Annotated in this window: 17 protein-coding genes; 9 read left to right on the plus strand and 8 right to left on the minus strand. The window is 70.7% G+C overall.

What is annotated here, in order from left to right:
* Positions 1–73: 73 nt before the first annotated feature.
* Genes BLP38_RS10000 through BLP38_RS10010 form a run of 3 tightly spaced genes read right to left on the minus strand, consistent with a single transcriptional unit; the run spans position 74 to position 2,978 of the window.
* On the minus strand, positions 74–661 hold the full coding sequence (locus BLP38_RS10000) for a hypothetical protein (protein WP_091359744.1): 588 nt from the start codon (positions 659–661) through the stop codon (positions 74–76).
* Between the two features lie 26 nt (positions 662–687).
* Positions 688–2,229: a 5-oxoprolinase/urea amidolyase family protein gene (locus BLP38_RS10005; protein WP_091356800.1), complete on the minus strand. Its 1,542-nt coding sequence runs from the start codon at positions 2,227–2,229 to the stop codon at positions 688–690.
* Complete coding sequence (locus tag BLP38_RS10010) at positions 2,223–2,978, minus strand: LamB/YcsF family protein (protein WP_091356803.1); 756 nt, start codon at positions 2,976–2,978, stop codon at positions 2,223–2,225. The genes BLP38_RS10005 and BLP38_RS10010 overlap by 7 nt, the downstream gene beginning before the upstream one ends.
* Positions 2,979–3,108: 130 nt before the next feature.
* On the opposite strand from BLP38_RS10010, the gene BLP38_RS10015 reads away from it, so the two are divergent.
* Positions 3,109–3,945, plus strand: coding sequence for an alpha/beta fold hydrolase (locus BLP38_RS10015; protein WP_091356807.1), 837 nt, complete (start codon positions 3,109–3,111; stop codon positions 3,943–3,945).
* A gap of 24 nt (positions 3,946–3,969) precedes the next feature.
* Here BLP38_RS10015 and BLP38_RS10020 read toward each other — a convergent pair whose 3' ends face one another.
* The 3 genes from BLP38_RS10020 to BLP38_RS10030 are packed head-to-tail and all read right to left on the minus strand — an operon-like array spanning position 3,970 to position 6,870.
* The gene (locus BLP38_RS10020) at positions 3,970–4,917 is read right to left on the minus strand and encodes a DNA-methyltransferase (protein WP_091356810.1); all 948 of its coding nucleotides are present in this window, start codon (positions 4,915–4,917) and stop codon (positions 3,970–3,972) included.
* Entirely contained in the window at positions 4,914–5,963 is a 1,050-nt protein-coding gene (locus BLP38_RS10025) for a lipoate--protein ligase family protein (protein WP_091356814.1), read from the minus strand. Before BLP38_RS10025 ends, BLP38_RS10020 begins: the two co-directional genes overlap by 4 nt.
* 4 nt (positions 5,964–5,967) lie before the next feature.
* A complete protein-coding gene (locus tag BLP38_RS10030) occupies positions 5,968–6,870 on the minus strand; it encodes an alpha/beta fold hydrolase (RefSeq protein ID WP_091356817.1) in 903 nt (300 codons plus the stop codon).
* Positions 6,871–6,953: 83 nt separating this feature from the next.
* On the opposite strand from BLP38_RS10030, the gene BLP38_RS10035 reads away from it, so the two are divergent.
* Both BLP38_RS10035 and BLP38_RS10040 read left to right on the plus strand, forming a co-directional pair.
* A complete protein-coding gene (locus BLP38_RS10035; protein ID WP_091356821.1) occupies positions 6,954–7,400 on the plus strand; it encodes a MarR family winged helix-turn-helix transcriptional regulator in 447 nt (148 codons plus the stop codon).
* The gene (locus BLP38_RS10040) at positions 7,397–8,761 is read left to right on the plus strand and encodes an MFS transporter (RefSeq protein WP_091356824.1); all 1,365 of its coding nucleotides are present in this window, start codon (positions 7,397–7,399) and stop codon (positions 8,759–8,761) included. The genes BLP38_RS10035 and BLP38_RS10040 overlap by 4 nt, the downstream gene beginning before the upstream one ends.
* A gap of 6 nt (positions 8,762–8,767) precedes the next feature.
* Here BLP38_RS10040 and BLP38_RS10045 read toward each other — a convergent pair whose 3' ends face one another.
* Both BLP38_RS10045 and BLP38_RS10050 read right to left on the minus strand, forming a co-directional pair.
* Entirely contained in the window at positions 8,768–11,179 is a 2,412-nt protein-coding gene (locus tag BLP38_RS10045; protein WP_091356828.1) for a glycoside hydrolase family 2 TIM barrel-domain containing protein, read from the minus strand.
* Positions 11,176–11,844: a TetR/AcrR family transcriptional regulator gene (locus BLP38_RS10050; RefSeq protein WP_231916478.1), complete on the minus strand. Its 669-nt coding sequence runs from the start codon at positions 11,842–11,844 to the stop codon at positions 11,176–11,178. The genes BLP38_RS10045 and BLP38_RS10050 overlap by 4 nt, the downstream gene beginning before the upstream one ends.
* Before the next feature lie 181 nt (positions 11,845–12,025).
* Here BLP38_RS10050 and BLP38_RS10055 point away from each other — a divergent pair, with 181 nt between their 5' ends.
* The 6 genes from BLP38_RS10055 to BLP38_RS10080 all read left to right on the plus strand — a co-directional run bounded on the left by BLP38_RS10055 (position 12,026) and on the right by BLP38_RS10080 (position 20,887).
* On the plus strand, positions 12,026–13,558 hold the full coding sequence (locus BLP38_RS10055; RefSeq protein ID WP_231916479.1) for an ABC transporter substrate-binding protein: 1,533 nt from the start codon (positions 12,026–12,028) through the stop codon (positions 13,556–13,558).
* A 60-nt stretch (positions 13,559–13,618) separates the two neighbouring features.
* On the plus strand, positions 13,619–14,560 hold the full coding sequence (locus tag BLP38_RS10060; RefSeq protein WP_091359750.1) for an ABC transporter permease: 942 nt from the start codon (positions 13,619–13,621) through the stop codon (positions 14,558–14,560).
* Positions 14,557–16,440, plus strand: coding sequence for a dipeptide/oligopeptide/nickel ABC transporter permease/ATP-binding protein (locus tag BLP38_RS10065; protein WP_231916480.1), 1,884 nt, complete (start codon positions 14,557–14,559; stop codon positions 16,438–16,440). Before BLP38_RS10060 ends, BLP38_RS10065 begins: the two co-directional genes overlap by 4 nt.
* On the plus strand, positions 16,437–17,294 hold the full coding sequence (locus BLP38_RS10070; RefSeq protein WP_091356835.1) for an ATP-binding cassette domain-containing protein: 858 nt from the start codon (positions 16,437–16,439) through the stop codon (positions 17,292–17,294). Before BLP38_RS10065 ends, BLP38_RS10070 begins: the two co-directional genes overlap by 4 nt.
* A 75-nt stretch (positions 17,295–17,369) precedes the next feature.
* A complete protein-coding gene (locus tag BLP38_RS10075; RefSeq protein ID WP_091356838.1) occupies positions 17,370–19,778 on the plus strand; it encodes a beta-glucosidase H in 2,409 nt (802 codons plus the stop codon).
* The gene (locus BLP38_RS10080) at positions 19,775–20,887 is read left to right on the plus strand and encodes a serine hydrolase domain-containing protein (RefSeq protein WP_231916481.1); all 1,113 of its coding nucleotides are present in this window, start codon (positions 19,775–19,777) and stop codon (positions 20,885–20,887) included. The genes BLP38_RS10075 and BLP38_RS10080 overlap by 4 nt, the downstream gene beginning before the upstream one ends.
* Positions 20,888–20,901 lie beyond the last annotated feature (14 nt).

The raw sequence follows: 20,901 nt of genomic DNA on the forward strand, positions 1-20,901 counted from the left end.
TGTCCAGTCGGATCGTTGACGAGTTCGGCAGGCTGCGGTATAACTCGCGGGCGACCGTCAGACCCGCTGCCGCTCAGACCCACTGCCAGGTCACGAGGACCGACTGCGCGAGGGCGTCGCGCTCCGCCTGCGGCTTCTCGGCGTCCGAGGCGAACGTGACGATATAGGTCTGGCCGGCGTTGACGAGGTAGAACTGGTCGATCACGTAGGGGGTCCCACCCTGCTCGACGCGTGCGGTGAGGTGCGCCGACTCCGAGCCGGCGGCCGTGACGCGGTCCAACGCCTGGACGTCCGACGCCCCGGCCTCTTCGAGCTGGGCGACCCCGGCCTCCTCGACCTGCTCGGAGGTCACCTCTCCCCCGGGGGAGACCAGGATGTTGACGTTGTCGCGGTAGCCGTCCTCGATGGTCAGGTCGGCGGCGAAGGTCGTCTCGTCGAAGCCTTCCGGTGCGCCGTCGGGGAACCCCCACCCGTCGGGGAGGGTGAGCGTGTACTGCTCTGCCGTGATGGTGTCGCCGGCGGCCGGGCTGAATTCGGCTCCCGTGTCGGGCGCCGGCGTCTCGACGGCCGAGGTCTCGGGAGCCTGCGTGGGGGCCGCGCACCCGGTCAGGGCCAGTCCGGTCAGAAGGACGAGGACGAGGGAGGCACGACGGCGGGACATACCGCCAACGTACGCGGCGCGGTCGGTCACGGCCCGGGGCTTGCGCTCCGCAGCAGAAGATGCGAGCCCGGTCTCGCCTGCGCGAGCGCCGCCCGACCCGCAGCGGTGACGACGGCGATGACGGGGTATCCGCCGGTCACAGGGCCGTCCGGCCCGAGGATCACGGGACGCCCGTCCGGCGGGACCTGGACGGCGCCGGGCAGCATCCCCTCGCTCGGGAGCTCTCGGGCCGCGGCATCCGTGGTCCGTTCCAGCGGAGGACCGTCGAGCCGGATGCCGACGCGATCCGCTCTCGCGTCGACGACCCACCGGGTGGCCGGGAACGCCCGCCGCGCGGCGGGCGTGAACCAGTCGCCCCGGGGGCCGGCGGCGACCTCGACCACGAGCACGTCGGGCGGTGTCCACGGCCAGGAGTCGACGGGCGGGACGGGATGCCGCGCGGCATCCGCCGTCGCGACCTCGTCGCCCGCGCGCAGCGGGTCCGGTCCGATACCCGCGAGCGTGTCGGTCGCGGCGGAGCCGAGCGCGGCGGGTGCGGCGACACCGCCACGAACGGCGAGGACGACGCGGACGCCGGCGCGAGCGGTCCCGATCGCGAGCTCGGTGCCGGCGGGCCACCGGACCGGGCGGTACGGGTCGACCTCGCGTCCCGCCACGTGGAGCGGCGCCCACGCCCCGGTCGCCGCGATCCACAGGTCGCGCCGCGCCGTCGCTCGGAAACCACCGAGGGCGATCTCGAGGCCCGCGGCACCGGGCGCGTTGCCGACGAGCCGGTTCGCCGCGGCGAACGCGGGCAGGTCCGCCGCGCCCGAGCGGGCGACGCCGTCGGCGAGACGTCCCGGGCGGCCGGCATCCTGCACCGTCGCGAGCGCGCCCGGATCGGTGACGGTGAACGCGGCAGGCGCGGCCGACGCGGCGGACGACGGGACGCGGACGATCGACTGCGCGGCAGTCCGGCGGAACCGCACCCTCGTACCCGGACGCAGCAACACGGGACGGCGCGCAGCGGGATCGAACAGGGTCGCGCCCGTCGTGCCGATGAGCTGCCATCCGCCCGGGGTCTCCCGGGGATACGCGCCGGAGAACCGGCCGGCGAGCGCGACCGCGCCCTGCGGCACGCGCGTCCGCGGCGTCGCACGGCGGGGCACGTCGAGGTCCCAGTCGTCGCTCACGAGGTAGCCGAACCCCGGGGCGAAGCCCGTGAAGGCGACCGTCCAGCGTGCCGCGAGGTGTCGCGCGACGAGCTGCTCCGCCGACAGGCCGAGGAGGGATGCCGTCTCGGCGAGGTCCGCGCCGTCGTACACGACCGGCACCTCGACCTCCTCCGGTGCGGTCCCGGCCTCCGCCGGGACGCGGGGCGCGGCATCCGCCGCCGTGATCCAGGCGCGGGCCGCCGTCAGCGGCAGGACCGCGGGATCGACGTGGACGAGCACCGTGCGCGCCGCGGGAACTAGATCGACGACCCCCGCGGGGCGCGTCCCGGCCAGGCGGGCGTGCAGATCCAGGACGTCGGCGAGCGCGTCGACCTCGACGAGCAGGGCGGTGTCGCCGAACGGCAGGATCACCACGGGGCGCGCACCGCGATCCCCGCCGCGTCGAGCGCCGCGCGGACCGCCCGCGTCATCGCGACCGAGCCGGCGGTGTCGCCGTGGAGGCACAGGGATGCCGCATCCACCCGGATCGTCGAGCCGTCGACGGCGTCGACCCGCCCCTCCCGGACGAGGGACACGGCGCGCTCCGCGACGAGGTCGGGGTCGTGCAGCAGAGCGCCCGGTTCCGTCCGCGGGACGAGCCCACCCGAAGGGAGGTAGCCACGGTCGAGGAAGGCCTCGACGAAGAAGGGGATGCCGCGACTCGCCGCGAACGCGGCGATCTCCCCCGGCATCCCGAGGAGGGGCACGGGTCTGCCGAGATCGGCGGAGACATCGGCGACGGCGTCCGCGACGGCGAGCGCGGTCTCGGGATCGGCCGTGACGGCGTGGTAGAGCGCGCCGTGCGGCTTCACGTAGCGGAGGTCGGCTCCGGCGCGGAGGAGCGCGGCGATCTGCTCCCGCACCTGATCGCGCAGGAGAGCCGGCGCCACGGCGAGCGCGACGCGGCCGAACCCGGCGCGGTCCACGAAGGAGGGGTGGGCCCCCACGGCGACGCCCTGGGCCGTCGCGCGGCGGACGGCATCCGTCATCGAGGCGGCGTCACCCGCATGACCTCCGCAGGCCACGGACGCACTCGAGACCACCGCGAACATCGCCTCGTCGTCGGCGGTCGGCACACCGTCGACCGTCTCGCCGAGGTCCGCGTTCAGGTCGATCGACGCCATGAGGCCACGGTACCGGCGGGGCAGGATGAACGGTGGAGGAAGGATCCGTCAAGCGCTGGTCGGCTCCGGACTCGGACCGTAGCGTCGGGGATGTCGCCGGACGACCGGTCCGGCCGGAAGGAGAGCCGCTGTGGCGTACATCACCGTGGGGACCGAGAACTCGGCCGACGTCGACATCTTCTACACCGATCAGGGATCGGGCCAGCCCGTCGTGCTGATCCACGGATTCCCGCTGAACGGCGAGTCGTGGGGCAAGCAGCAGGCCGCCCTGCTCGACGCCGGCTACCGGGTCATCGCCTACGACCGGCGGGGATTCGGGGCATCCACCAAGACGGCCTCCGGCTCGGACTACGACACCTTCGCCGCCGACCTCCACGCGCTCGTCGAGGAGCTCGAGCTGACCGACGCCGTGCTCGTCGGGTTCTCGATGGGCACCGGCGAGATCGCCCGCTACCTGTCCCGCTACGGCGCCGACCGGATCGCGAAGGTCGCCTTCCTCGGCTCGCTCGAACCGTGGCTGCTGAAGACCGATGAGAACCCCGACGGCGCCGGTGACCAGGCGTTCTTCGACGGCACGGCGGCGGCCGTCGCCGAGGACCGGTACGCCTTCCTGACCGGCTTCTTCCAGGACTTCTACAACCTCGACGACTACCTCGGGAACCGCATCTCGCAGGAGGCTGTCGACGCGTCGGTCGCCGTCGCGAACCAGGCCGGCAACGCCGCGATCGCCGCCGCTCCCCTGACGTGGCCGACCGACTTCCGCGCCGACATACCCGCCGTCACCGTGCCGGCGCTCATCGTGCACGGCACGGCCGACAACATCCTGCCGATCGACGCGACCGCGCGGAAGTTCCGCGAGCTGCTGCCCGAGGCGACCTACGTCGAGATCGAGGGCGCCCCGCACGGCCTGCTCTGGACGCACGGCGCCGAGGTCAACGACGCGCTCCTGGGGTTCCTGCAGGACTGACTCGCGTCGAGGGGATGCCGGGGTTCAGCCGGCGACGATCGCCTCGGGGATGCGTGCGCGCATGACGGCGAGCGCGTCGGCGCTGTGGTCGACGAGCACGGCGTCGCGCCCGAGGGCGTCGGCGACCGCGCCCGTCGTCCCGGAGCCCGCGAACAGGTCGAGGATCCGGTCCCCCGGCCGGCTCGACGCCTGGACGATGCGACGCAGGATCCCCTCGGGCTTCTGCGTCGGGTAGCCGGTTTTCTCCCGCCCGGAAGTGGGAACGATCGTGTGCCACCAGACATCGGTCGGCAGCTTGCCGCGCGCCGCCTTCTCGGGCGTCACGAGACCGGGAGCCATGTACGGCTCTCGGTCCACGGCATCCGAGTCGAAGAAGTAGGCCGACGGATCCTTGACGTAGACGAGGATCGTGTCGTGCTTGCTCGGCCAGCGCTTGCGCGACTTCGCGCCGTAGTCGTACGCCCAGATCAGCTCGTTGAGGAAGCACTCGCGGCCGAAGACGGCGTCGAGCATGACCTTCGCGTAATGCGCCTCGCGGTAGTCGAGGTGCAGGTACAGCGTGCCGTCGTCCTGCAGCAGCCGCCACGCCTCGCGCAGGCGCGGCTCGAGGAAGCCCCAGTAGTCGTCGAACCGGTCGTCGTACAGCTTCAGCGCGCCGCGCGTGCGGGCGTAGGACGTGCCGCGGAACCCGCCCTTCACCGGGCCGGCCGGTGGCGTCGGGGCGTCGGGATCGGGTACGAGGTGTTCGGTATTCAGTCCCGCCGCTGCAAGCGCCGGGACGGGAAGTCGGGGATCCGCCGATGCGGGCGGTGCGGCACCCGCTGCGGACTGAATACGGACCGCGGACTCGATCGCCCGCTCCTGCGTCCGGCCGGTGTTGAACGGCGGATCGAGGTAGACGAGCGCGAACGAGGCGTCCGGCAGGCGCCGGGCGACCTCGAGGTTGTCGCCGAGATGGATCTCGACGGTCACGGGACGCGGCGCAGCCAGGCGTCCGTCGAGAACTTCGACTCGACGAGCGCCTCGGCCTCGGCGTACTCCTCCTCCGAGATCGATCCCGCCTTCGCGCCGTAGAGCGAGGTGAACGTCTCGATGAAGCGTTCAATGATGTCGGCGCGGGCCATTCCGGTCTGGCTGCGGAGCGGATCGACGCGCTTCGCGGCAGACGCCGTGCCCTTGTCGGAGAGCTTCTCTCGTCCGATGCGCAGGACCTCGGTCAGCACCTGGCCGTCCATGTCGTAGCTGAGCGTCGCGTGGTGCAGCACTCCCCCGTTGGCGAGTCGCTTCTGCGCGGCGCCACCGATCTTGCCCTTCGACGAGGCGATGTCGTTGAGCGGCTGGTAGGTCGCGTCGATGCCGAGCGAGCGCAGCGCATGCAGCACCCAGTCGTCGAGGAAGGCGTAGGAGTCCGCGAACGTCATGCCCGATACGAGGGATGCCGGCACGTACAGCGAATAGGTGACGATCGAGTTCGCGGCCATCATCATCGCGCCGCCGCCCGAGATCCGCCGGACGACCTGGAACCCGTGCTTCGCGGCACCCTCGGGGTCGACCTCGTTGCGGTAGGACTGGAACGAGCCGATGACGACGGCGGACTCGTTCCACTCCCAGATGCGCAGGGTCGGGTTGCGTCGCCCGTCGCCGACGCGGGTGGTCAGCACCTCGTCGAGGGCGAGGTTCATCGCGGGCGAGACGGCCTTCTCGTGGACGACCTCCCACTCGAACTCCGCCCACCCGGGCGCGACGATGAGCGCGCGACGGACCGCGGTCCCGACGGCCTCTGGCGTGAACCCGAGCAGCTGCGCGCCCTCGGGGAGCGCCCCGCGGACGGCGGCGGCGATCGTCGCGACGTCGGCCTCGGTCGGGAGCCCGGTCACCGCCGCGTCGATGTCGGCGAGCGCGTCGTCGGGTTCGAGGAAGAAGTCGCCCGCGAGATGGAAGTCCGCGATGCGGCCGTCCTCCACCTCGAGGTCGACGACGACCAGCTTGCCGCCAGGGACCTTGTACTCGCCGTGCATGGTCCTATTCTCCCGTGTCCGCGGACGATGCGGCTGCAGAGTCCGGCACGGATGCCGCATCCCGCCGCGCGATGCGGGCGCCCAGCCAGGCGAGCAGGTCGGCGCGCACCGCCGGGGCGCAGTGCTCGTTGAAGATCTCGTGTCGCGCGTCGGGATAGACGAGGGTCGTCACGTCGGTGAGACCCGACCTCGTGCGGTACGCGTCGGCGAGGCGATGGACGCTCCGGGGACCGCCCACCGGATCGTCTCGGCCGACCATGAGGAGCACCGGCACATCGACGCCGAGGTCGCGGGCGGGCTTGCCGATCAGCCGCAGGGTATCGAGCGGACCGAAGAGCTTCGGGAGGGGGACGATGGTCGTCAGCGGGTCGTCGAGGAACGCGCGGCCGACCGCGGCATCCGTCGACAGCCATTCGACCCCTGTGGCGTCCGCCGCCGACCACCGTTTGTTGAGGGGCGCCGCGTTGAGGTCGCCGGGCCACAGGAGGGATGACCCCGAGAGGATGACGGCGTCGTAGGCGCGCGGATCGGCGTTCAGCAGCTTCTGCGCGAGGAACGAGCCCCACGAATGACCGAGGAGCACGAGCGGCAGGCCGGGGTTCTCGTCGCGGATGATCCGCGTGAACTGCTGCAGCCCGGCGACGGTGGCGCGCAGGCCGCCGGGGCCGAGGCGTCCGAGGCGGGAGTGGTCGCCGCCGTGCTGACGCAGGCCCGTGCGGCCGTGGCCGCGGTGGTCGTCGGCGTAGACGGTGAAGCCGTCGGCGGTCAGGGCGGTGATCACCCCGCCGTAGCGGCCGGCGTGCTCGCCGACGCCGTGGAGGAGTTGGACGACGCCGCGCGGGTCACCCTGCGCCGGGTGGATGTCGTAGACGATCGCGATGCCGTGTGCATCGATGAACTCGGGCATGGCTCGAATCCTAGGACGACGACGGGGGAGACGGATGCCCGAAACCAAGCCGTTAGCCAGACTAATGAGTTATGCTAATGAAAATGAGCAGCGCACCCGAGACCACGATCACGGACCTCGCGCTCGCGGCATCCGACTTCCGCATGGCGACCTTCCGCCTCGCGCGTCGCCTCCGGTCGCAGCGCGCCGTCGACACCATGAGCGACGGGCAGTTCGCCGTCCTGGCCGGCCTGAAGGTGCACGGACCCCACACGCTCGGCGAGCTCGCCGAGCGTGAGCGCGTCTCCGCCCCGTCGATGAACCGCACGGTGAACTGCCTCGAAGAGCTCGGCTACCTCAGCCGCACCCCCGACGAGAACGATCGCCGCAAGGTCGTGATCGACCTCACCGAATCCGGCCGCGACGTCGTCGTCGAGACGGTCCGTCGCCGGGACTCCTGGCTCGAGCACGCGTTCGAGGAACTCAGCCCCGCCCAGCGCGAGACGCTCGCCGAGGCTGCGGCGATCATGCAGGAGGTGGCCGGCCGATGAGCTCCGCGATGTTCCGCTCGTTCTCGGTGTTCAACTACCGGGTCTGGTTCATCGGCGCGCTCGTCTCGAACGTGGGCGCGTGGATGCAGGCGACCGCCCTCAGCTGGGTCGTCCTGACGCAGCTCACCGACAACGACGCGACCGCGATGGGCGTCACGATGGCGCTGCAGTTCGCGCCGCCGCTGCTCCTCGTGGGCGTCACCGGCCTGGTGGCGGACCGCTTCGATCGCCGCAAGCTCCTGTTCTTCACCCAGGGCTCGCTCATGCTGCTCGGCCTCATCATCGGCGTCCTCCTGCTCACCGGCAGCATGAACCTCTGGACGATGTACGCCTTCGCGTTCGCGCTCGGGATCGTGGCCGCCTTCGACAACCCGACTCGGCAGGCGTTCGTGTCCGACCTCGTCGCCCGCGAGAACGCCTCGAATGCGGTCGCCCTGAACGCGGCATCCTTCAACACCGCCCGCATGATCGGACCCGCCGTCGCGGGTCTCGTCATCGTCGCGGTCGGCACCGGCTGGGTGTTCCTCGTCAACGCACTGACGTTCCTCGCGATGCTCATCGCGCTGAGCCTCATCCGCTCCGCCGAGCTCGTCCCGCGCCCGAAGCTCCGGAGCGCGGCGCGCATGGCCGACGGCCTGCGCTACGTGGGGGGCAGGCCCGACCTCATCGTGACGTTCGTGATGGTGTTCCTCCTGGGCGCCTTCGGCATGAACTTCCCCATCCTCGCCTCGACCATGGCCCTCGAGTTCGGGCAGAACGCCGACGGGTACGGCGTGCTGAGCTCGATCCTTGCGATCGGGTCGCTCGCCGGCGCGCTCCTGGCGGCCCGGCGCGACCGTGCGCGCCTGCGGCTCGTGATCGGCGGGCTCGGCCTGTTCGCGGTCGCGTCGGTCCTCTCGGCCGCGATGCCCGTGTACATCGCCTACGCCGCGACCCTCATGCTCATCGGCTTCGCGACCGTCACGACGCTCACGACGGCGAACGGATACGTGCAGACGACGACCGAACCCGCCCTGCGCGGACGCGTCCTCGCCCTGTACATGGCGATCCTCATGGGCGGGACGCCGTTCGGCGCCCCCATCGTGGGCTGGGCAGCCGACGCATTCGGCCCCCGCGCCGCGATCCTGCTCGGCGCGGCGGCGGCGCTCATCGCGTTCTGCGTCGGCGGCGGGTGGCTGCTCTTCTCCGGCCGCCTCCACCGTCACGAGACCCGCAGGTTCGCGATGACGATCGACGAGACCCGCCCGATCAGCGTCGTCGCTCCCGAGGAGTTCAGCGACGAGGTCGCCGCGACGACGCCGATCCGGCTCCCCGAGGCGACCGCCGCGGCCGAGAGGGATGCCGCGGCTCGCCGAGGCTGACCGGCGTCAGATTCCGCGCACCGCTGTCCGCGCGATCTCATAACCGTCGGCCGACGCCGTGACGACCACCTCGCCCGGGCCGTCGACCCGGATCACGGCCAGCAGCCGGCCGTCGTAGGTCGTGTACGCGGACGCCCCGAACGATTCCTCGGTCCTCGCGCGGCCGGAGCCCAAACCAGCCAGTACCCCGGGACCCGAGACCTGGACCTCGACCCGCACGTCGCGGTCGGCGACGGTGATGCCGGCGTCGTCCGCGAGGGTGATCGCGACGAAGGCGAGCCCGCCGACCGCGACCTCGTCGCGTTCGGCGTGCGCCTGCAGGCGAGGGGTGCCGGCGGTGCGGACGACGTGCCGTCCGGTCTCGTGACCTGCCCGCCGCGCGACGGCGATGAGCTCGCCCGGGTGGAATTCGGTCTCGAACCGCGCGAGGAAAGCCTTCTCGGCGCCGACGGGGGCCACGCCGAGACTCTCCCCGTCGAGGAGCAGCTCGACCTCGTCCGCATCCGCGTACACGTCGACCGTCACCGGGGCGCCGTGCGCGGCATCCCAGCTCCACGTCGACACGGTGTCGGTCCAGGACCACGGCGTCGTCGCGGTCGGCCGACCGTGATGCTGGGGGCGGTGCACGGCGATGTAGGGTTCGGCACGCAGTCCGTAGACGATCTCGCGGTAGTACGAGATCGTCCGTCGATACCCGGTGATGTCGAGGTCACCGGACTCGGCCAGCCGGTAGGGGTAGGGACCGGCCGTCCCGGTGGGCTCATACCCGGGCTCGTCGGTGTAGTCGACGCGACCGATCCCCGCTTCTCCGAGGTAGTCCCAGCCGGTCCAGGTGAAATCGCCGATAACGTGGGGCAGCTCCTGAACGAGCTCCCACATGACATCGATGCGCGCGGGGAACGTCTCGGAGCCGACGATGACGCGATCCGGGTGGTCGACGGCATCCTGCCGGTATCGGGAGTCGGCGTAGTTGAACCCGACGACGTCGAGGACGGCGGCCGACTCCTCGATCGACGCGCTCACGAGCGGCGACGCATTCATCAACCCCATCTGATCGCCCATGTTCGCCATCATCGTGTTCGCATCCTCGACCTGTTCGCGGGCTTCCGCCATGCGGGGCAGGTTCGCGATGATGCCGTTGATCCCGTTGGTCACGAACCGGGTGTGGTCGAGGTCGCGCACGCGTTCGGCGAGCCGGCGACTCCAGGTCGACCCGATCGGCGTGCCGAGCTCGAGGATCTCGTTGCCGATCGAATACATGATCACGCTCGGATGATTGCGGTCCTTCGCGACGAGGCCGGCCACGTCGCGCTCCCACCGCTCAGGGAAGGTGATGGTCGCATCGTGCGGCGCCTTCGACCGCGTCCAGGCGTCGGCGAGCTCGTCCATGACGACGAGGCCGTGACGGTCGCACGCATCGAGCATGGCCCGCGACATCGGGTTGTGAGCGCTGCGCAGGGCGTTGAACCCCGCCTCCTTGAGGAGTCGGACCCGGCGATCCTCCGCGTCGTCGAACGTCGCGGCACCGAGCGGTCCGTTGTCATGATGCACGCAGGCGCCGCGCAGCTTCAGGGGGCGTCCGTCGATGCGCAGCCCGTTCCGCGCATCCACCTGAAGGGTCCGGATGCCGAAGGTCGTCGAGTCCTCGTCGAGCGCGGCACCTGCGGCATCCGTAACCGTCGTCTGCAACGCGTAGAGGTGCGGATGGTCGGGATGCCACCGGAGCGGCTCGTCGACGATGAGCCGGGCTCGGGCGACGGCATCCGTTCCCGGCAGCACCGTGACCGGAGAGCCGCCGGATGCCACGATCTCGCCGGTGGGTCCCGTCACCGTCCACGCGACTCGTGTCTCGCGCGTGTGACGCGTGGAGTTGCGGACGGTGGCCGCGACGGCCACGACGGCACGCTCTTCGTCGATGTCGGGGGTGGTCACGGTCACGCCGTGCACGGGGATGTGGACCGGGTCGGTGACCACGAGATGGACGGGCCGGTAGATGCCCGCCCCGCTGTACCAGCGACTGTCCCGATGCGCGCGCGCCTCGACGGTGAGGCGGTTGACCTCACCGAAGCGCAGGTAGGGGTCGAGGACGGCGGAGAAGCCGGCGTACCCGTTGGATTCATGGACGACGACCTCGCCGTTGAGGAACACGACGGCGTCGCGGTACACGCCTTCGAACTCGAGGCGAACGGTCCTCTCCCGCCACGACGGCGGGACGTCCAGGTCGCGGGAGTATTCGAACGCGCCGCCCGGCGTGTACCCGGAGTGGACCCCCTGGACCTCGTCGGCGGAGCGGGGCAGGTCGCGGAGCGCGTCGTGCGGGAGGACCACGAGGCGAGGGCCGGCTCCGTCGGCGGGCGCCTCGAACGGGCCCAGTTTCGGCCCCACGGTCCAGCCGTCGTGCAGCGACTCGCGCGTCACGGGGCGACCTCATCGACGGTGACTTCCGGCGCCGGATCCGACCAGTCGATGTCGGCGAAGGTACGGAACAGGGCGCGCAGTTCCTCCGCCATGTCGAGGACGCTGCGGTCGAGCAGCCACTGCACCTGCAGACCGTCCATCATCGCGATGATCGTGATGGCCGCTCGGCGGGGCGTCATCCCGTGACGGAGGCGTCCGTCGCGCTCGAGGTTCACCAGAGCGCGCTCGATCGTGGACCTGGTGAAGTTGTAGCGACCCACGAAGTACTCGTGAGCGGGATGGTCGGGCGCGGTGGCCTCTGCGGAGAGCGTGGCGAACAGCTCCACGACCCCGGGGATCGACGCGTTGTACTCGGCGAGCTCCACGAGCCCCCGGAGGACGGCGGCACCGTCCTCGGACTGTGTGGGGACGATGGCGCGCGCGCGGTCGTCCTTCTCCGCGAGAACCGCCTCGAGAAGGGCGCTCTTGTTGCGGAAATGATGGAGCAGTCCCGCCTCGCTCATGCCGACGCGGACCGCGATCTCGCGCAGCGACCCGGCCCGGTACCCGGACCCCGAGAAGACCTCCAGAGCGGCGTCCAGGATCGCCTGTCGCGTCGCCTCGGTCTTGGCGTAGGTGCCTCGTCGTCGCGCCTTCGCGGGCTCGACCGTCTGCGTGTTCGTCATCACCATCGATTCTCTGAGACCGCTCCCGTGAGCCGTCATCGGGGCCAGTCTGCACGGTTTGGTAACGAAAACCTAGCGATGGCTAGATTTTCGTCGCGAAAACCTAGTGCCCACTAGAAATTGCTGCTAGCGTCCGTCGGCAGAGCGATCCGCAGGGGTATCGCCACCCGAAATGAGGACAATGATGTTCCGATGGAAGGCCACAGCAGCCGTCGCCGTCGTCGCCGCTCTCGCACTGACCGGTTGCGCCGGTGGAGACACGACGAGCAGCACCGGTGAAGGAGGGAAGGCCGACCGGCTGACCCTGATCTCGATCGCCGCACCGACGAGCTACGACATCGGCGCCGGTGCCGAATGGGGCAACCGCAGCGAGTTCTTCGAGGCCGTTTTCGACACGCTCCTCCGCAAGGACTCCTCCGGCGAGATCCAGGCGAACCTCGCCACGGCGTGGGAGTACAACGAGGACAAGACCGTCCTGACCCTCACCCTGCGCGACGATGCAACCTTCACCGACGGCACGGCGGTGGACGCCGACGCCGTCGTGGGCAGCCTCGAGCGCTTCCGCGACGGAACCTCCCCACAGGCCGCCACCCTTGCGGGCAAGGAGTTCGCCGCCCCCGACGCGACCACCGTCACGATCACGCAAGACGCTCCCGACCCGTCGCTCGAGAACCTCCTCTCGATCGCGCCCGGACTCGTGCAGGCGCCGTCGAGCTTCGACGACGAGAACTCGGCCACCACGCCCGTCGGCTCGGGTCCGTACATCCTCGATTCCGCATCGAGCGTCACCGGCACCACCTACAACTACACGGCGAATCCCGACTACTGGAACGCCGACGCGGTCAAATACGAGAACCTCACCATCAACGTGATGGAGGACACCACCGCCATCCTCAACGCCATCAAGGCGGGCGAGGCCAACGGCGCCAAGATCGCCGACAACAACACGATCTCCGAGGTCGAGGGCGCCGGCTGGGCCATCGAGTCGAACGAGCTCGACTTCCAGGGCCTGCTCCTGCTCGACCGCGCCGGCACCATGGCGCCCGAGCTCGCCGATGTGAAGGTGCGACAGGCACTCAACATGGCGTTCGACCGCGAGGCGCTGCTGCAGTCCCTGCAGAGCGGATACGGCACCGTGACCGAGCAGGTCTTCCCCGCCACGTCCGCGGCCTACGACGAGGCGCTCGACAGCACCTACCCGTACGACCCGGATGCGGCGAAGGCCCTCCTCGCCGAGGCCGGGTACCCGAACGGCTTCACGCTGAACATGATGTCGACGCCCGCCTTCCAGACGACGTTCGACCTCGTGGCCCAGCAGCTGTCGGACATCGGCGTCACCGTCAACTACACCGACCCGGGAACGGGCAACTTCATCACCGACATGCTCGCCCCGAAGTACCCCGCGACGTGGATGGCACTGGAGCAGAACCCCGACTGGCAGCTGATCAACTTCATGATCGCGCCGAACGCGACGTTCAACCCGTTCAAGTACCAGGACGACACGGTCGACGGCTACATCGAGACGATCCAGCGCGGGACCGAGGACGAGGCTGCGGCCGCCGCCAAGGAGCTCAACAAGTACATCGTCGACCAGGCCTGGTTCGCACCGTTCTACCGCGTCCAGGGATCGTTCGCGACGGACGCGAACACGAACCTGGAGTTCTGGCCGACCAACGCCTACCCGTCGATCTTCGACTTCTCGCCGAAGAACTGACCGATCCGGCGGGTGGCGGGCTCCGGCCCGCCACCCGCCGACCACCTCCGGGAAGGCATCATGCTGTCATTCATCATCAGACGCGTCGTCTCCGGCGTCGTCCTCGTCGCGGTGATCTCCGCCGTCGCGTTCCTCCTCCTCTACGCCGGCGGCGGCGACATCGCCCGCCGCATCCTCGGTGAGAACGCCACCGCCGAGACGGTCGCCAAGAAGACCGAGGAGCTGGGGCTCAACCGCCCGCTCCTCACCCAGTACACCGACTGGCTCGCGTCCGCGTTCACGGGCAACCTGGGTCGCAGCTGGTTCACCGGCGAGCTGGTCAGCGTGAGCGTGACCAACCGCCTCGCCGTCACCCTCTCGCTCGTCATCGGGGCCACCCTCATCTCCGCGGTCATCGCGATCGTCATCGGGGTCTGGGCAGCGCGCCGGGGCGGCGCGGTGGACGGGACGATCCAGATCCTCTCGCTCGTCGGTTTCGCCGTGCCGGGCTTCCTCATCGCCCTCATCCTCGTGCTGATCTTCGCGGTCAACCTGCACTGGTTCAAGGCGACCGGGTACGTGCCGATCGCGACGTCGTTCAGCGGCTGGGTCTCCTCCGTCACACTGCCGATCATCGCCCTCTCCATCGGCGCGATCGCGTCGGTCGCAGTCCAGGTGCGCGGATCGGTCATCGACGCGACCTCCCGCGATTACGTCCGAACCCTCCGCGCTCGCGGCCTCAGCGAACGCTCCGTCATCTACAAGCACGTCCTGCGCAACGCCGGCGGCCCCGCGCTCGCGGTCCTCGCCCTGCAGTTCGTGGGACTCCTCGGCGGTGCGGTCGTCGTCGAGCAGATCTTCTCCATCCCGGGCATGGGACAGCTCAGTGTCCGCTCGACCACCCTCGGCGACATCCCCGTGGTGATGGGGCTCGTGATCGCCTTCGCGATCCTCGTCGTCATCGTCAACCTGCTGATCGACCTCGCTCAGGCCGCTCTGAACCCGAAGGTGAGGCTCTCGTGAGCGAAGCATCTCCCATCAACCCGGCTCTCCCCCTCGCCCCGGCGAACGCCGCGCCCGTGCGCATGCACCTCGCGCGACGACTCCTCAAGCGCCCCGTCGGTGTCGGAGCCGCGCTGTTCCTGCTGCTCATCGCCGTCATCGCCGTCATCGGCAGTGCGATCGCCCCCCTCGACCCGAACTACGCCGACATCCGGAACGTCCTCGCATCCCCGGGCGGCGCGAACCTCCTCGGCACGGACAGCAGCGGCCGCGACGTCTGGTCGCGCCTGCTCGTCGCCACTCAGACGAGTGTCCTGGCCGCACTGCTGGCCGTCGTCGTCGCCATCGTGATCGGTGTCATCAGCGGTCTCATCGCCGGCTACTACCAGGGCTGGTTCAACGCGGTGGCCACATGGGTCACCGAACTGAACATGGCACTCCCGGGCATCGTCATCCTGCTCGCGGCGCGCGCCGTCCTCGGCCCCTCGGTCTGGATCTCGATGTTCATCTTCGGCATCCTGCTCGCGCCGTCGTTCTTCCGACTCGTCTACGCCGCGGTCACCGCCGTGCGCGGCGAGCTGTACGTCGACGCGGCCCGCGTCTCGGGCCTCAGCGACGCGCGGATCATCGGCCGCCACGTCCTCTCGGTCGTCCGGGCACCGATCATCATCCAGGCCGCGATCATCGCGGGCATCGCCCTCGCGATCCAGTCCGGGCTCGAGTTCCTCGGCCTCGGCGACGTCAAGGTCCCCACGTGGGGCTCGATGCTCAACGACGGCTTCAAGAACATCGCTCGCACGCCGCTCCTGCTCATCTGGCCGTCGCTCGCGATCGCTCTCACCTGCATCGCCCTCACGCTGCTCGCCAACGTCATGCGCGACGAGCTCGAGCGCACCGTCTCGGTGCGTCGCAAGCGCCGTCGCGCCGTCACGACCGCGACCGGTTCGGTCGCGGCCGTGACCACCTCGATCTCGATGAGCGGCGGTGAGCCGATCGAAGACCTCGACGAACTCCCGGTCATCGAGAACCAGGGCGTGATCCGTCACAGCGAGGACGCCCGCAGCAAGGCGACGGAGAAGGTGCTCGAGGTCCGCGACCTGCGGGTCGGGTACGACCAGCCCGACGGCTCCCACATCGAGGTCGTCCACGGTGTCTCGTTCGACATCCGCAAGGGCGAGGTGCACGGTCTCATCGGCGAATCCGGCTCGGGGAAGACCCAGACCGCCTTCGGCGTGCTGGGCCTGCTCCCCCGCGGCGGTCACGTCACGGGCGGATCGATCCTCTACGAGGGGACCGAGCTGGCCGACGCGTCCGAGCGCACCTACGTCGGCATCCGCGGCAAGCGCATCGGTTACATCCCGCAGGAGCCGATGAGCAACCTCGACCCGTCCTTCACGATCGGCAGCCAGCTGGTCGAGCCGCTGCGCGCGCACCTCGGGCTGTCGAAGAAGGAGGCGACGGAGCGCTCCCTCGACCTCCTCGCCCGCGTCGGCATCCCCCAGCCGAAGCGCACGTTCGACGCGTACCCGTTCGAGGTGTCGGGCGGCATGGCTCAGCGCGTGCTGATCGCCGGGGCGGTCTCGACCGACCCGGACCTCATCATCGCTGACGAGCCGACCACGGCGCTCGACGTCACGGTGCAGGCGGAGGTCCTCGACCTGCTGCGCGACCTGCAGGCCGAGCGCAACATGGCCATGCTCCTCGTCACGCACAACTTCGGCGTCGTCGCCGACCTCTGCGACCGGGTCACCGTCATGCAGAACGGTCTGTTCGTCGAGCAGGGACCGGTGCGGAGCATCTTCCACCAGGCCCGTCACCCGTACACCCAGGCACTGCTGGACGCGATCCTCGACGAGGGTCCCGCCCGCGGTCCGCTCGTCCTGAAGGGAGCACGGGCATGACCGCTCCGCTGCTCGAGGTGAAAGATCTCGTCGTCGAATACCCGGGCAAGGGGTTCCGTGCCGAACCGTTCCGCGCGCTGAAGGGCGTCTCGCTCGACATCCTCCCGGGCGAGACGGTGGGCCTGGTCGGCGAATCGGGATCGGGGAAGACGACCCTCGGCCGCGCCGCCCTCGGACTCGCGCCCGTCAGCGGCGGCACGATCACCTACGACGGTCGCGACATCTCGCACCTGAGCCGGCGCCAGCGCCGGTCGCTGACCTCAGAGATCCAGGTCGTCTTCCAGGATCCGTACTCGTCGCTGAACCCGTCGATGACGATCGAGGAGATCCTGATCGAGCCGCTCACGGCGGCGGGGGTCGCCAAGGCCACCGCACGCACGCGGGTGCGGGATCTGCTCGACCAGGTCGGCCTTCCCTCCGACGCACGCAGCCGGCTGCCCCGCGAGTTCTCGGGCGGCCAGCGGCAGCGCGTCGCGATCGCCCGAGCCCTCGCGCTCGAGCCGCGGCTGATCGTGTGCGACGAGCCGGTGTCGGCGCTCGACCTGTCGACGCAGGCGCGCGTCCTCGACCTGTTCGTCGAGATCCAGGAGCGCACCGGCGTCGCGTACCTGTTCGTGACGCACGATCTGGCCGTCGTTCGCCACGTGAGTCACCGCGTCGCCGTGATGTACCGGGGCGAGATCGTCGAGTACGGCGACGGCGACCGGGTCACCTCCGCCCCGGAGCACCCCTACACCCAGCGGCTCTTCATGGCCGCTCCCGTGCCGGACCCCGACAAGCAGGAGGAGCGCCGCGCCGCGCGTCGCGCGTTCCTCGCGTCCGAGGCCGGCGCGTCGGTTCCGGGCGCCGCCTGACCGGATGCCGGTGCGCGGACATCGCGCGCCGGCATCCACCATCCCTCTTCTCATCTTCCGATCACAGGAGATCGCATGACCGCGTCCACCGACCACCTCCGTCCCCTTCTCGAGAAGCTGACCCTCGAGCAGAAGGCGGCCCTCGTGCAGGGCGCGGACTTCTGGACGACGGTCCCGCTCCCCGAGATCGGGCTGCGGGCCATGACGCTCTCCGACGGTCCCGCGGGCGTCCGCGGTCCCCGCTGGGACGAGCGCGACCCGTCGCTGAACATGCCCTCGGGGTCGGCGCTGGCCGCGTCGTGGGATCCGGGACTCGCGCACCGCTACGGCGCCGCCGCCGCGAGCGAAGCCCGACGCAAGGGCGTCGACGTCGTCCTCGGACCGACCATCAACCTGCACCGATCGCCGCTCGGCGGCCGGCACTTCGAATGCTTCTCGGAGGACCCGCACCTCACCTCGGCGCTCGGTGCGGCGTACGTCCGCGGCCTGCAGGACAACGGCGTCGCGGCGACCCCCAAGCACTACGTCGCCAACGACTCCGAGACCGACCGCTTCACGGTCGACGTAAAAGTCGACGAACGCGCTCTCCGCGAGCTCTACCTCGCCCCGTTCGAGGCGACCGTCGCCGCCGGGACGTGGAGCATCATGAGCTCCTACAACTCCGTCGACGGCGTGACGATGACCGAGAACGACCTGCTCGAGACGCCCCTGAACAGCGAGTGGGGCTTCGACGGAGTCGTCGTCAGCGACTGGACCGCGGTCCGTTCGCTCGATGCGGTCGCCGCGGCTCAGGACCTCGCCATGCCGGGACCGGCTCCCGCCTGGGCCGACCTCGTCGCCGCCGTCCGGGACGGTCGCGTCGCCGAGACAGACCTCGACCGCAAGGTGCTCCGTATGCTGCTGCTCGCCGAACGCGTCGGCGCCCTCCACGGGACGAGTCCGCTCGAGCCCGCGCCGGTCGACGGCGTCGCCTTCGTCCGCGAGGCCGCCGTCGAAGGCACGGTGCTCCTGAAGAACGAGAAGGTGCTGCCGCTGGATGCCGGTGGCCTGCGCCGCGTCGCGGTGATCGGCCAGAACGCCCGCGACGCCCGGACACAGGGCGGCGGGTCGGCCACGGTGCTGCCCGAGCGCACGGTGTCGCCGCTCGACGGCATCCGTGAGGCCCTGACGCACACCGACGTCGTGTACGAGATCGGCGCGGTCGTGCAGGAGGGCGTCGCCGAGCTCGCCCTCGACCGCATGACGAACCCCGTCACGGGCGAACCGGGGCTGCGCGTGACCTTCCTCGGCGAGGACGGCGAGGAGCTGTTCACCGAGGATCGGCGGGCCAGTGCACTCGTGTGGTTCGGCGGCGATGCCCCGATCGCCGCGAGCCGAACGGTCGTCTTCGAGACCCGTTACACGCCGGAGGCGACGGGCACGGTCGAGCTCGGCTTCGCCGGCGCGAACCCGGCCCGCCTCTACGTCGGGGGCGAGCTGCTCCTCGACGACTCCCCCGTCGTCGAGGGCACCGACCTCGGCGCCGCCTTCCTCAACCCGCCGTCCCTCACCGCGGCGGTCGCCGTGCGGAGCGGCATCCCGATCGACGTCCGCGTCGAATTCGTCCCCGCCGACGCAGGGGCGCTCGCGGGCGCCATGTCGGCGACGATCGGCATCGCCCCCGAGCGGACCGACCCCGCCGAGCTCATCGCGCGAGCCGCCGATGCCGCCCGCGCCGCGGAGGTCGCGATCGTCGTGGTCGGCACGAACGCGAAGGTCGAGTCCGAGGGCTACGACCGCACCGACCTCGACCTGCCGGGCCGCCAGGACGACCTGGTGCGCACGGTCGCCGCGACCGGGACGCCCGTGATCGTCGTCGTCAACGCGGGCTCGCCCGTCGTCCTGCCGTGGGCGGACGAGGTCGGGGCGATCGTGCAGGGCTACTTCGGCGGACAGGAGTTCGGTCACGCCATCGCCGACGTTCTCACCGGCGCCGCCGAGCCCGGCGGGCGCCTCCCCACCACGTGGCCGGCCGCACTCGCCGACGTGCCCGTCACCCAGGTGACCCCGGAAGACGGCGTGCTGACGTACGACGAGGGCATCCACGTCGGCTACCGCGCCTGGCTGCGCTCAGCCGCCGAACCCGCCTTCCCGTTCGGACACGGCCTCGGCTACACCTCGTGGGAGTGGGATGCCGCGACCCGCGACGGCGAGCGGATAGAGGTCACGCTCCGCAACACCGGCGAGCGCGCCGGCAAGCAGGTCGTCCAGGTCTACGCCGAGCGTGCCGGCTCCGAGGTCGACCGGCCGGTTCGCTGGCTCGTGGGTCACGCCGTCGTCAGAGCGGATGCCGGGGCCACCGCGACCGCCTCGATCGCCCTGCCGCAGCGCCGCTTCGCGCACTGGGCGGACGGCTGGCAGATCGAGCCGGGCACGTTCACGCTGCGCGTCGGCGCATCGGTCGCCGATCTTCCGCTCGCCGCCGACTGGGAGGTCGGCGCGTGACGCTTCTCGAGGGGACCGTCCACGACCGCCTCACCGGCATCGCCGAGCGACTCGACAGCTGGCTCGCGGCCGACCCCGACCTCTCGTTCCAGGTCGCCGCACGTCACCGGGGCGAGATCGTCCTGGATGCCTGGGGCGGGCCGCACCTCGGCCGGGACTCCGTCATCGTGCCGTACTCGGTGACGAAGAACACGATCGGCCTCGCCGTGGGCCTGTTGATCGAACGCGGCGAGCTCGACCTCGACGAGCGCGTCGCGACCTACTGGCCGGAGTTCGCCGCGAAGGGCAAGGGCGCCGTCACGGTCCGTCAGCTGCTCTCGCACCAGGCGGGCCTCCCCCAGGCCGACACGGTCCTCACGTGGGACGAGCTGCTCGACCATCACGCCGCCGCCGATCGGCTCGCGGCATCCCGCCCCTTCTGGCACCCGGGCAGTGCGTTCGGGTACCACGCGATCACCATCGGTTCCCTCGGGGACGAGCTCGTCTTCCGGGTCACCGGACGCACCCTGCACGAGTTCTACGAGCAGGAGATCCGCGCACCGCACGAGGTGGATTTCTACCTCGGGCTGCCCCCGGAGCACGAGGATCGCCGCGCGGACGTGCTGCCGATGATCCAGCCCGTCTCGGACACCCTCGTCCGGTCGTACTCGGCTCTCGGCCCGCTCGTGTTCGGCTCGATGGCGGGCGACGTCGACCTCGGCAACTCGCCGCGGAGCTGGCGGTACGGCCACCCGGCCGGCAGCGGCGCCGGCAGCGCCCGAGGGCTCGCTCGTCTGATGGCCGCCGCGGTGACGGGTGTCGACGGCGGGCAGCCGTTCCTCTCCGCCGACACCGTCGAGCAGATCGGGCAGCAGCAGATCCGCGGGTACGACGAGGTCCTCCATCAGCACGACCGCGCCCACGCGATCGTGTTCCAGAAGCCGTCGCAGCAGCTCTCGTTCGGCGGGCCCCGCTCCTTCGGCCACGACGGCGCAGCGGGTGCCCTCGCCTGCGTCGACCCCGACTCCGGGGTCTCTTTCGCGTGGACCATCGCCCGCGGCCCCTGGCCCGGCGGCGCCGATCCGCGCGCCGTCGCCCTGGCGGCCGACATCGGCCGCCTGCTGAACTGACCTCGGAGGACTCC

It is taken from the genome of Microbacterium sp. LKL04, assembly GCF_900102005.1.
GTDB lineage: Bacteria > Actinomycetota > Actinomycetes > Actinomycetales > Microbacteriaceae > Microbacterium.